Origin of the sequence: Streptomyces sp. CB02261 (assembly GCF_001905665.1) — a bacterium.
GTDB lineage: Bacteria > Actinomycetota > Actinomycetes > Streptomycetales > Streptomycetaceae > Streptomyces.
The window spans coordinates 463675-475540 of sequence record NZ_LIVX01000003.1 but is presented as its reverse complement, the minus strand read 5'-3'; the positions used below and the strand labels follow the sequence as shown (position 1 = coordinate 475540).

General features: G+C 70.2%; 13 protein-coding genes. 6 read left to right on the top strand and 7 right to left on the bottom strand.

Annotated elements, in window-relative coordinates:
- Positions 1-68: 68 nt before the first annotated feature.
- Positions 69-770, top strand: a complete 702-nt coding sequence (locus AMK29_RS12360; protein ID WP_241845307.1) for a hypothetical protein — start codon at positions 69-71, stop codon at positions 768-770.
- Positions 771-828: 58 nt separating this feature from the next.
- Here AMK29_RS12360 and thiC read toward each other — a convergent pair whose 3' ends face one another.
- Positions 829-2616 carry a phosphomethylpyrimidine synthase ThiC gene (gene thiC, locus AMK29_RS12355; protein WP_073811735.1) on the bottom strand — a complete coding sequence of 596 codons (1788 nt, stop codon included), beginning with the start codon at positions 2614-2616 and terminating at the stop codon, positions 829-831.
- A 199-nt stretch (positions 2617-2815) separates the two neighbouring features.
- Between thiC and AMK29_RS12350 the strand changes: the two genes are divergently transcribed.
- The gene (locus tag AMK29_RS12350) at positions 2816-4177 is read left to right on the top strand and encodes a YibE/F family protein (RefSeq protein WP_382620131.1); all 1362 of its coding nucleotides are present in this window, start codon (positions 2816-2818) and stop codon (positions 4175-4177) included.
- A 48-nt stretch (positions 4178-4225) separates the two neighbouring features.
- Here AMK29_RS12350 and AMK29_RS12345 read toward each other — a convergent pair whose 3' ends face one another.
- The 4 genes from AMK29_RS12345 to AMK29_RS12330 form a co-directional block, all read right to left on the bottom strand.
- A complete protein-coding gene (locus AMK29_RS12345; protein ID WP_073811732.1) occupies positions 4226-4669 on the bottom strand; it encodes an SsgA family sporulation/cell division regulator in 444 nt (147 codons plus the stop codon).
- Between the two features lie 138 nt (positions 4670-4807).
- On the bottom strand, positions 4808-5578 hold the full coding sequence (locus AMK29_RS12340; RefSeq protein WP_311775883.1) for an IclR family transcriptional regulator: 771 nt from the start codon (positions 5576-5578) through the stop codon (positions 4808-4810).
- A gap of 237 nt (positions 5579-5815) precedes the next feature.
- Positions 5816-6028 (bottom strand): DUF5326 family protein, encoded by a 213-nt coding sequence (locus AMK29_RS12335; protein WP_073812178.1) that lies wholly within the window; start codon positions 6026-6028, stop codon positions 5816-5818.
- A gap of 202 nt (positions 6029-6230) precedes the next feature.
- Positions 6231-6548, bottom strand: coding sequence for a cupin domain-containing protein (locus AMK29_RS12330; protein WP_030204915.1), 318 nt, complete (start codon positions 6546-6548; stop codon positions 6231-6233).
- A gap of 50 nt (positions 6549-6598) precedes the next feature.
- On the opposite strand from AMK29_RS12330, the gene AMK29_RS12325 reads away from it, so the two are divergent.
- The 4 genes from AMK29_RS12325 to AMK29_RS12310 all read left to right on the top strand — a co-directional run bounded on the left by AMK29_RS12325 (position 6599) and on the right by AMK29_RS12310 (position 9834).
- The gene (locus tag AMK29_RS12325) at positions 6599-6976 is read left to right on the top strand and encodes a phage holin family protein (RefSeq protein ID WP_073811730.1); all 378 of its coding nucleotides are present in this window, start codon (positions 6599-6601) and stop codon (positions 6974-6976) included.
- An 80-nt stretch (positions 6977-7056) separates the two neighbouring features.
- Positions 7057-8196 (top strand): cystathionine gamma-lyase, encoded by a 1140-nt coding sequence (locus AMK29_RS12320; RefSeq protein ID WP_073811729.1) that lies wholly within the window; start codon positions 7057-7059, stop codon positions 8194-8196.
- 226 nt (positions 8197-8422) lie between these two features.
- Entirely contained in the window at positions 8423-9319 is an 897-nt protein-coding gene (locus AMK29_RS12315; protein ID WP_073811727.1) for a LysR family transcriptional regulator, read from the top strand.
- A 35-nt stretch (positions 9320-9354) separates the two neighbouring features.
- Entirely contained in the window at positions 9355-9834 is a 480-nt protein-coding gene (locus AMK29_RS12310; RefSeq protein WP_073811725.1) for an NUDIX domain-containing protein, read from the top strand.
- On the opposite strand, the gene AMK29_RS12305 is transcribed toward AMK29_RS12310, so the two are convergent.
- Both AMK29_RS12305 and AMK29_RS12300 read right to left on the bottom strand, forming a co-directional pair.
- Positions 9777-11009, bottom strand: a complete 1233-nt coding sequence (locus AMK29_RS12305) for a globin domain-containing protein (protein WP_073812175.1) — start codon at positions 11007-11009, stop codon at positions 9777-9779. The genes AMK29_RS12310 and AMK29_RS12305 overlap by 58 nt on opposite strands.
- A 107-nt stretch (positions 11010-11116) precedes the next feature.
- Positions 11117-11770: an HAD family hydrolase gene (locus AMK29_RS12300; protein ID WP_073811723.1), complete on the bottom strand. Its 654-nt coding sequence runs from the start codon at positions 11768-11770 to the stop codon at positions 11117-11119.
- Positions 11771-11866: the final 96 nt, after the last annotated feature.

The window sequence follows — 11866 nt, the reverse complement described above, 5'->3', positions numbered from 1 at the left end:
GGCTCTCCTCCGTTTCCGCCCGACCCACCGTGTCCCACGGCTGATCCGGGCCTACGGAGCATCGGGGGATGCACATGAACGTGGCTCCGCACCTGCTGACCGAGGACCGCGCCGAGTACGAGCGGATCCTCGACGACGCACTGAGCACCGCCCACGCACGCCCGGACCTCACCGGAGCCGGGACCCGGCTCACGCTCGCCCAGCTGCGCGCCCTGACGCTGAACGCGACGGCGCTGGTCACCAGCGCGGCGGCGAGCGAGTACGACCACTTCGTGAAGGTCCGCGAGGAACACCGCGCCGCCCTCGGGGCCCGCGCACCCGTCCCCGCCGACCGTCCCGGCCCCGGCGCGGGGGTCGTCGCGATCTTCACCGTCCTGGTGCCCGTCCTCGCCGGGTCGGCCGCCGTCATCTTCCTGCTGGTCGGCGCGGTCCTCAAGGCCCTCGCCCCCACCCTGGTGTTCGGGGCGACGCTGCTGACGGCGGGCCTGGTCTTCGGCGTCCTGGCCGCCGCCGGACTGCTCTGCGCGGGCGCCGGGCTCCTGATGACGGCGCTGCGCAACAGCCCGGTGAGCACGGGCGCCGCACCGGACGACGAACTGTCCCGCGCCCGGGAGGCCTGGCGCCGCGCCCTTCTCGAACGCGGCATCCTCCCGTTCCTCCGCGACGTCCTCGCCGCCACCGCCCCACCACCCGGCGGGCCACCCGGCCCAGCACCCACCGAGCCACCCCTCGGTCCACCCGTCGGCCCGCAGGGACCGCCGCACCCCTGACGCGCCACCGGCCCGCGACTCCCCCGGGGTCGCGGGCCGGTGCGTGTGCCGCGGGCGGTCAGTCCGCCAGCGGCAGGTACACGCGGTTACCGCTCGCGGCGAACTCCTTGGACTTCTCCGCCATGCCGGCCTCGATCTCCTGCTGCGTACCGCCGTGCTCACGGCGGATGTCCTGCGAGATCTTCATCGAGCAGAACTTCGGACCGCACATCGAGCAGAAGTGCGCGGTCTTCGCGGGCTCCGCCGGCAGCGTCTCGTCGTGGAACTCCCGCGCGGTGACCGGGTCGAGCGCCAGGTTGAACTGGTCCTCCCAGCGGAACTCGAACCGCGCGTCCGAGAGCGCGTCGTCCCACTCCTGCGCGCCCGGGTGCCCCTTCGCGAGGTCCGCCGCGTGGGCCGCGATCTTGTACGTGATGACACCCGTCTTCACGTCGTCCCTGTTCGGCAGGCCCAGGTGCTCCTTGGGCGTCACGTAGCAGAGCATCGCCGTGCCCCACCAGGCGATCATCGCCGCACCGATGCCGGAGGTGATGTGGTCGTAGGCGGGCGCCACGTCCGTCGTCAGCGGGCCGAGCGTGTAGAACGGCGCCTCCTCGCAGATCTCCTGCTGGAGGTCGATGTTCTCCTTGATCTTGTGCATCGGGACGTGCCCGGGGCCCTCGATCATCGTCTGCACGTTGTGCCGCTTGGCGATCGTGTTCAGCTCGCCGAGCGTCCGCAGCTCCGCGAACTGCGCCTCGTCGTTGGCGTCGGCGATCGATCCGGGGCGCAGTCCGTCGCCGAGCGAGTACGTGACGTCGTACGCCGCCAGGATCTCGCAGAGCTCCTCGAAGTTCGTGTAGAGGAAGTTCTCCTTGTGGTGCGCGAGACACCAGGCGGCCATGATCGAGCCGCCGCGCGAGACGATGCCGGTCTTGCGGCGCGCGGTGAGCGGCACGTACGGCAGGAGCACGCCGGCGTGCACGGTCATGTAGTCCACGCCCTGCTCGGCCTGCTCGATGACCGTGTCCTTGTAGATCTCCCAGGTCAGGTCCTCGGCCCGGCCGTCGACCTTCTCCAGGGCCTGGTAGAGCGGCACGGTGCCGATCGGCACGGGGGAGTTGCGCAGCACCCATTCACGGGTGGTGTGGATGTTGCGGCCGGTGGACAGGTCCATGACCGTGTCGGCGCCCCACTTGGTCGCCCAGGTCATCTTCTCCACCTCCTCCTCGATGGAGGAGGTGACGGCGGAGTTGCCGATGTTGGCGTTGACCTTCACCAGGAACCGCTTGCCGATGATCATCGGCTCGATCTCCGGGTGGTTGACGTTCGCCGGGAGCACCGCGCGACCTGCGGCGATCTCCTCCCGGACGACCTCAGGGGAGACGTTCTCCCGGATCGCCACGTACTCCATCTCCGGGGTGACCTCGCCCCGTCGGGCGTACGCGAGCTGCGTCACGGCCTGGCCGTCGCGGCCCCGGCGCGGCAGCCTCGGACGGCCGGGGAAGACGGCGTCCAGGTTCTTGAGCCCGCCCCCGCGCGGCGAGGTGTGCTTGATGCCGTCGTCCTCGGGGCGGACCGGGCGGCCCGCGTACTCCTCGGTGTCGCCACGCCCGATGATCCAGTTCTCGCGCAGCGGCGGGAGGCCCCGTCGTACGTCGGTGTCGACGGTGGGGTCGGTGTACGGGCCGGACGTGTCGTACAGCGTGACGTCCTTGCCGTTGGTGAGGTGTACCTGACGGACCGGCACCCGGAGGTCGGGGCGCGAGCCCTGGACGTACCCCTTGTGCCAGCCCGGCGTGCGCTCGCCGTCGACAGAGGTGCCGTCCTGGTCGGAGGCAGGCGTGCGTGCGTCCTGAATGGTCATGAGACCGATCTCCCTACGCCGGCATTACCCGGTAACAGGTTCGGCGGTCGGCGCAGCCTCTTCCCGTACGCGCGTACGGTGATCAGCGCCCTCTCAGCCCGGTGCTCCGAGCTCCCGCGTGTGCAAAGGTGCCACCACGCTAGCGTCAATCCTGGCGTGCTGAACAGTGGGCCCCCGCCGTTCTTGCGATGATCGGTCGGTGACTTCCCCCGAGCAGACTCCCGAGCCGCACGGCCACGACCACGGTCCCGGCCCCTCCCACGGGCACGGCCAGGGGCACGGCCACAGCCACAGCCACGGCCCCGCCGCCCCGGTGTCCCGGCACTTGCGCAAGGTCATCGCCGCCGTTCTGATCCCCTTCGCCACCGCCGTCGTGGTGGGGCTCGTGTGGCTGTGGCCAGGCGGAACGCCGGCGCACGAGCGCACCGGGGTCGGCTTCGACCGGCAGACCGAGCAGGGGAGGGTCGTCGCCGTCGAGCAGGTGAACTGCAGCGACGTGAACGCCGCCCAGGTCCCGCCGACCGGCGACACCTCCACCCCGGAGGGGCGCGAGGCCGTGGAGGCCCAGCAGGGGCAGTGCGAGAAGGCGACCATCGAGGTGACCAGCGGCCCGGAGAAGGGGCGCACGTTCACGGAGATCGTGCAGCCGGACGCGCCCCGCCAACTGCACCAGGGGCAGGGCGTGGTGGTGGCGTACGCCCCGGACGCCCCGCGCGACCTGCAGTACTCGGTGACCGATGTGAACCGGAAGGTCCCGCTCGCGGTGCTCGCCGGGATCTTCGCCCTCGCGGTCGTGCTCGTCGGGCGGATGCGGGGGGTGATGGCGCTCATCGCCCTTGTCGCGAGCTTCCTCGTCCTGACGTTCTTCATCCTGCCGGCGATCCTGCAGGGGTCGAACCCGCTGGTCGTGGCGGTGGTCGGGTCGAGCGCGATCATGCTGATCGCGCTCTACATGTGCCACGGCGTCTCGGCCCGCACCTCGGTCGCCGTGCTCGGGACGCTGATCTCCCTGCTGCTGATCGGACTGCTCGGCTCGCTGTTCATCGGCTGGGCCTCGCTGAGCGGCAACACCGACGACAACACCGGCCTGATCCACGGCCTGTATCCGAACATCGACATGTCCGGCCTGCTCCTGGCCGGGATCATCATCGGTTCGCTCGGTGTCCTCGACGACGTGACGGTCACGCAGACCTCGGCGGTCTGGGAGCTGCGCCAGGCCGATCCGAACATGGGTCCGCGCGCGCTGTACCGGGCCGCCATCCGGATCGGCCGCGACCACATCGCCTCGGTCGTGAACACGCTGGTGCTCGCCTACGCGGGCGCGGCCCTCCCGCTGCTGCTGCTCTTCTCGATCGCGCAGAGCAGCATGGGGACGGTCGCCAACAGCGAGCTGGTCGCCGAGGAGATCGTGCGGACCCTGGTGGGATCGATCGGCCTGGTCGCCTCCGTGCCGCTCACCACGGCGCTCGCGGCCCTGGTGGTGTCGGCGGACCGGCCGGCCTCGGGTGCGCCGCGGCCCGCGGCGGCGGTACGGGGCGGACGACGCCGCCGGGCCAAGTGAGGCGTATCAGCCGTGCCGGGTGAGGCCTACGCGGGGACGGGTGCCGGTTCAGGCGGCCGGTCCCGCGCTCTCCTCGGCCAGGATCCGGCCGAGCGCGGCCTCCAGGTTGTCCTCGAAGTCGCCGAGTGTCCGTTCCTGACCGAGCGGGACCAGCTTGTCCGTGCGGTCGAGGAAGGCGACCAGCGGCGGGGCGCTCGCCCGGAACAGGGCGCGGTCGCCGCCGACCTGGAGTCGGATGGAGACGTCCGAGAGCCCCTCGGGCTCCGTCGGGGCGATGTGCACATCGCCGTCCCCGCTCGGCCGGTTGATCCCGTCGAGCAGCAGTTCTCTGCCGAACGCCCAGGTCACGGGGGCGTCTCCGGGAAGGTGGAAGGTCATCCGCACCGCGTAGGGATCCCGGGTCTCATATCGCAGTTCGACCGGGATCCTGAAGGAGAGCTCCTCGGAGACGAGGAAGCTCATCAGGACTTCGGCCTGAACGGACTCTCGCATCGTGTACCCCGCAGTAGATGAAGCAGTTGTGTGAACACCGCTGCTGAAAGCTGTGACCGAAACGGCCAGGAATGATCCCCCGTGGCCCTCTTGACGCAATCGTGCTGTAAGCGCTAGCAGATCACAAGGAGTGATTTTTCAGATACTGATAGAGAACGCGAGGGAGCTGAAGAGCCTTCCGATCTCCGTGCGTAGTCGCTCGACTGCTGGGAGCAACCGTTCTTCCTGGTGAAGGGGGAGAGAAATGGCCATTGCGGCAGCTGCGGAGCCCGCAGTGATGGGGATCGCGGCACAGATCGTGCCGAGCGCATATTCCTGACGCTCCACCAGGGGCTCCATTCGCCCCAAACCGTCCAAACGCTCCAAAAGGACACGGTGGTTACGCACCGTGAACGGAGTGATGGCTTCCACCGGATGTCGGTCGAGGTGGTCTTGACGGGATTTCGGATCGAGTTGACTCAGCAGACACTGACCGATCGCATGGGCGTGAGCGGTCTGACGAAAGTCGGCCCATTCCTCCACGGCGGGAGCGGCGGGGGTGTCGGCGACGGCGACGAGTTCGATCTCCCCCTCCCGATAGAGGGCGAAGTACACCGGCACACCGATCTCGTCCCGCCAACGGGCAAGGGAGTCCTCGATCTTGATGCGACGATTCTGCACGGCTCCGCCGCCGGCCAGTCGGACGGCGGCGTCACCCAGCACGAACACGCCCTTCTCACGGCGTAGATAGCCCTCGTGCGTCAGGGTCCGGAGCAGGTGGTACGTGGTGGGCAGCGGGAGGCCCGTCTCACGGGCGAGTTGCTTGGCCGGCGCGCCGCCCTCGTGGGAGGAAACGGCCTCCAGAAGTCTCAGCGCTCGCTGCACCGAGCCGATCAGGGTAGGCGCAGCCGTCTGCGAAGCCGTGGCCAAAGGTCACCCCCAGGCGTGACGACGGATGCACTGCACCCGCCCGCGGGGGCCGCCCCCGCGCGCCCGCCGGGCCTGGGAAACCGCTGGTCAGCACGGAGGTCTACGCCTGTAGTCCCCATCGCGGCGGAGAGATTCCACTCTAGTGGCAGCCCCCGGGCCGATGCCCCGGTTCGACCAGCGCGTTCCCCCGGCCGGGCTAATACCCTCCGTCGCCCTCATACCGATGAGTAGCTCGTGCTACCAGTCCTCACGCGAGCGGCCGGAGGAGCTGAACTTCCGTACGACGTAGATCAGTCCGGCGACGAGCGCCACGAAGAGCAGCACCTTGAAGAGCAGTCCGACCACGAAGGCGAGGACGCTGGTGATCAGCCCGCCGAAGACGAGCAGGGCGAGCGCCGGTATGGCGATCCACTTCACCCACCAGGGCATCCCCGCGAGAATCTGCTGCACGGCCATGGTCCTACCTCGCTCCCGAAGTCCCGTTCCGCACACTCCGCGCCGAACACCCTCAAGGCTAGGGGCCGGGAGGGGCCCACGGGGACGCTGCGGCCCCCGCTCTCCCCTGATCCGCCCCCTAGGGGCTCAGGGCTCCCGACCCTCGGTCGCCCCGGGCCTGCCGGACCTCAGCGCTCGGACCGCAGCTCTCCGGACCTCAGCTCTCCGGCGGGGAGAAGACCACCATCACCCGCAGGTCCTCGCTGATGTGGTGGAACTTGTGCTCCACCCCGGCCGGAACGTAGACCACGCTGCCGCGCGCCACCTGGGTCGTCTCGGTCCCGACCGTGATCGCCGCCCGGCCGCTCACGACGAAGTAGACCTCGTCCTGACGATGGGGCTGCTGGGGGTCGAGTTCCCCGGCGTCCAGCGCGTACAGGCCCACCGACATGTTCCGCTCCCGCAGGAACTGGAGGTACGCGCCCTTGTTCGCGGCACGCTCCGCCTCCAGTTCGTCCAGTCGGAATGCCTTCATCGCCCGTCGCCCCTGCCCTCGGCCCGATCGTGTCTGCCACGATCAGACACATGATGAATTTCGTAGTCAAGACACTCGCCAACGCGGGCGCCCTGGGAGTCGCCATCTGGCTGCTCCAGGACATCACCCTGACCGGTGAGAGCACCGGCAAGAAGGCCCTGACCCTCATTCTCGTCGCCCTGGTCTTCGGCCTGGTGAACTTCCTGGTCAAGCCGGTCGTCAGCCTGCTGACGCTCCCCCTCTTCATCCTCACGCTCGGCCTGATCACCCTCGTGGTCAACGCCCTGATGCTGCTCCTCACGTCCTGGCTCGCCGAGCAGTTCGACCTCAGCTTCCACGTCGAGGGCTTCTGGACCGCCGTTCTGGGCGGTCTGATCATCTCCGTCGTCTCCTGGGCGCTGAACGTCATCCTCCCCGACAGCGACTGAGCGACGGCCATGACGACGCAGGAAGCCGCGAGCGAGAGAGCCCTCGCGGCTGTACGCCTTGAACACGAGGAGCGGACACCGTGACCGACCAGGAATACGGCGACGGCACGCGCGCCGTGCGGGCGGGGCTTCCCGAACCCGTGAAGTACGAGCCGACGCTGCCGGGGCCGGTCTTCGCCGCGCACTTCCATCTCCCCGGCGAGCCGACCGGCCCGTACACCTACGGCCGCGACGAGAACCCCACCTGGACCCATCTGGAGCGGGCCATCGGCGAGCTGGAGGCCCCGGGGGAGGAGGGGGTCGAGACGCTGGTCTTCGCCTCCGGCATGGCCGCGATCTCCGCCGTCCTGCTCTCACAGCTGAAGGCGGGCGACGCGGTGGTGCTGCCCACCGACGGCTACCAGGCCCTGCCCCTGCTGCACGAGCAGCTGCGGGCGTACGGCATCGAGGTCCGCACCGCGCCGACCGGCGGCGACGGCCAGCTCGCCGTGCTCGACGGGGCCCGGCTCCTCTGGATCGAGACCCCGTCCAACCCCGGTCTCGACGTCTGCGACATCCGCCGCCTGGTGCGCGAGGCGCATGCCGCGGGGGCACTCGTGGCCGTCGACAACACCCTCGCCACCCCGCTCGGCCAGCGTCCCCTCGAACTGGGCGCGGACTTCTCGGTCGCCAGCGACACCAAGGGCATGACCGGGCACGGCGACATCCTGCTCGGTCATGTCAGCTGTCGCGATCCCGAGCGGGCGGCGGAGGTGCGGCGCTGGCGCAAGGTCGTCGGAGCCATCCCCGGTCCCATGGAGGCCTGGCTCGCCCACCGTTCGCTCGCCACGCTCCACCTGCGGATCGACCGCCAGTGCGCCACCGCCCTCGCGCTCGCCCGGACGCTCGCCGAGCGCGCGGACGTGACCGGGCTGCGCTACCCGGGACTGCCCGGGGATCCCTCGCACGCGGTCGCCGCCCAGCAGATGCGCCGCTTCGGGTCCGTGGTCTCCTTCGAGCTCGCGGACCAGAAGCGGGCCGACCGCTTCCTCGAAGAGCTCCGGCTCGTGGACGACGCCACCAGCTTCGGCGGCGTGCGCTCCACGGCGGAGCGGCGCGGGCGCTGGGGCGGGGACGCGGTCGCGGAGGGCTTCATCCGGTTCTCGGTCGGCGCCGAGGATCCGGAGGACCTGATCGCCGATGTGCTGCGCGCCCTCGACGAGGCCGGAGCCGTCGGCTGAGACCGGCCGCGGGTACGCGGAGCGGGCGCTCCGAGCCTCCCCCCTCGTGGCTCGGAACGCCTCGGTCCACGCGCGGAGACCGCCTGAGCAAGGCTAGTTGACTGAGCGTCAGTGTCCAATCACGGTAGCGACAGAGACCTATCGACTTATTTATAGTTGGACGTTCCTGAGGCGTAGTCAGCCGACCGCCTGAGTCGAACGGCCGCACGGCCGGGAGGGGACGGAGATGGACCTCGCCCTGTTGCGCACGTTCGTCACGGTCCACCGGGCCGGCTCCTTCACCCGCGCGGCCGCGCTGCTCGGCCTCTCCCAGCCGGCCGTCACCAGCCAGATCCGTACCCTCGAACGACAGCTCGGGCGGCCGCTCTTCCTCCGGCGGGCCCGCGGAGTCACCCCGACGACCATCGGCGACGAACTGGCGCACCGGGCCGCCCCGCATCTGGACGCCCTCGTCGAGATCGCCGGGACCGGACTCGACGAGGAGTCCGGCGTCCGTACCCTCCATGTCGCGGGGCCCCCTGAGTTCACCGCCTTCCGTGTGCTGCCCGCCCTCACCCCCCTCGTCGGCCAGGGACTCGCCGTACGGGCGTCGTTCCTCGGGAACACGGAGGAGATCCTCGACGGCCTCGCCGCGGGCCATCACGATCTGGCCGTCGCCACCGCCCGGCCCCGGGGCGGCCTGCTCGTCTCCACCCCCCTCTGCGACGAGGAGTACGTCCTGGTCGCGGCGCCGCGCTGGGCGGACCGGCTCTCCCCCGAGGTGCTCCTCGGCAAGGGCGCGGAGGTTCTCGAACAGCTGCCCGTGGTCGAGGTGCACGAGTCACTTCCGTTCGTCGCCCGCTACTGGGCGAGCGTCTTCGACTCCGAGCCGACGGTCGCCGCCACTGTGATCGCCCCCGATCTGCGCGCGGTACGGGACTCCGCCGCCTCCGGCGCCGGGCTCGCCGTCCTGCCCCGCTATCTCTGTGAGGAAGCGCTGGAGCAGGGCCGGCTCGTGGCGCTGCTCGACCCGCCGGTCCCTCCGCTGCGGACCTACTTCCTGGTCGTGCGTACGGGGACGCTCGCCCTGTCGCCGATCGCCCGGGCGCACGAGGAACTGCTGCGGGCCGCAGGGGCCTGGTGAGTTTCAGGACACCGTGGACGGGCCATTTTCTTCCCATGAACGAACGGCCCGTGATCAAACGCACCGCACGCGCCATCCTGCTCGACGGGGACGACCTCATCCTCATCAAGCGCACCAAGCCGGGGATGGATCCCTACTGGGTCACGCCCGGCGGCGGCGTGGAACCCTCCGACACCACCGTCGTCGAAGCCCTGCACCGCGAGGTCCACGAGGAGCTCGGCGCCAAGATCACCGACGTGGTGCCCTGCTTCGTCGACACCGTCGAGCACATCGTGGACGGCGGGGTCTCCGGGGTGAAGGTCCAGCACTTCTTCGTGTGCCGGCTCGACTCCATGGACCCCTCGCTGCGCCACGGCCCCGAGATCGAGGAACCGCTCGGCGAGTACGAGATCGTCCGGGTGCCCTTCAGCCGGGTCGGCATCGCCGCCGTGCACCTGGTACCGCTCTCCCTGCGCCACTACCTCGACGGCAACATCGAGGGAGTCCGCGCGATGCACGCCCCCGACCTCGGGTGATCGGAAGCCTCCGCGGGAGCTAGCTCCGCGAGGAAGTCATGACGGATGCGCTCCACGGGGATCCCCGCTCCCCGGAGCGCGTCCACCCCGCGACGGACCATGCCGAGCGGACCCGAGAGATAGGCGTCGCGCTCGCTCCAGGGGCCGTAGCGGCAGACGGCCTCCGGAAGTCGCCCCTGTTCCTCCGTGACCGGGTGGACGGAGAGCCAGGGAAAGGTCCGCTGGAGCCGCATCATCGTGTCGATGTCGTAGAGGTCGTGATTGCTGCGCGCCCCGTAGAAGACGTCGACCGGCCGCCGGTCGCCATGTTCCGCCACGTCCTCCACGAGGGCCTTGATCGGCGCGATCCCGGTGCCGCCGCCCACACAGAGCAGGCCGGTGTCGGTGGCGTGGTCGACCGTCATGGAGCCGGCCGGCGGGCCCAGCCGCAGCACGTCCCCGGGGCGTGCCCTGTGGACCAGCGCGTTGGACACCCAGCCGGCCGGGACCGCCTTGACGTGGAGGGAGAGCAGCCCGTCGGGGCGGGGCGCCGACGCGAAGGAGTAGTGGCGCCAGATCCGTGGCCACCACGGGGTCTCCAGCGTCGTGTACTGCCCCGCGAGGAAGGGATACGGCTGGTCGGGCCGGAGCGTGACGACGGCGATGTCGGACGTGCGCAGCTCGTGGGAGACCACCTCGGCATGCCACCAGGCGGGCGCCGACTCCTCGTCCGCCGCCGCCGCGTCGATCATGATCTGGGAGATCGTCGTGTACGTACGGACCCAGGCCGCCTCGGTCTCCTCGTCCCAGCTCGTCGTCGCGTACTGCACGAGCGCCCCGATGAGCGCCTCGCCCACGGCCGGGTAGTGGGCGGACCGGGTGCCGTACTTGCGGTGCCCTCGGCCGAGGTTCTGCAGGTACGCGGTGAGGGTCGGGGTGTCGTCCAGATGCTCCGCCGCGGTGAGGAGGGCCTTCAGGAGCCGGTCCCGCTGGGTGTCCATGGCCGCGGGGAACATCTCGCGCAGCTCGGGGTTGCGGATGAAGAGCAGGGAGTAGAAGTACGAGGTCACCCGGTCGGCCACCGGGGCGATCTCCGCCAGGGTGCGGCGCACGAGCACCGCGTCGGTGGAGGGCTCAGTGGATATTCGGGGCTCGTCCGCGTCCTCCGCTGCCTTCGTGGTGGTCGGAGCATCCATCATCTGCATCGCCTCACGCTGGACGGCTTCCTCGATCGCAGCATGCCCCTTGCTCCGGCGTTGCGGAGGGAAAGCGGTGTTCTGGGTCCAAAGGACAGGGTTTCTGGCTAGGCTGCGCTGTTCTCGACCAGTGCGTAGGCCTCGCGCAGATCGCCGCCCGTATAGCTGTGGCGCGCGAGCCCGGCGAGATGGTGATCCGCGTTCACGGCCACGGTCTCCGGCACGATCGCGAACAGAGCCGCGTCGGACATGGAGTCCCCGTAGGCGACGCAGTCGGCCGGATCCACCCCGAACTCCGCGCAGAGTCGCCCCGCGATGCGCACCTTCGCCTGTGCGTCGAGGATGTCGGGCCGGTGGATCGGCTCGGTGAAGGGGACGGCGGGCCAGCGCGAACCGTGCGCGGCGTCGGCACCCCAGTCGAGCAGCCGCTCGACGAAGAAGTCGGGGGAGAGGGAGATGACCGCGCAGCGGTCGCCCCGGGCGCGGAGGTCGGCCCAGACCTCACGGATGCCCGCCAGCCAGGGAGCCCCTTCGAAGGCGGCCGCCACCTGCTCCTCGGTGAGGGCGGCCCAGAGGTCGCGGGCCCTGACGGCGAACTCGTCCGGTGTGAGCCCCCGCAGGAAGCCCTCCTCCAGCGCGGCGATCTCCTCGCCGAGCCCCAGCTGGTGGGAGATCTCCACCGCGGCGGCCGACCCCCGGATCAAGGTGCCGTCGAGGTCGAAGAGGTGCAGTCGCTGTCTACGGGGTTTCACGTGAAACATCGTCCTCATGCCGCGGGGCGGAAGCAACGCCCCCTCGCACATCGACCCGGATCCGGTAAAGGGGTGGACGGAAGATCACCGGTTCGGACAGCCTGA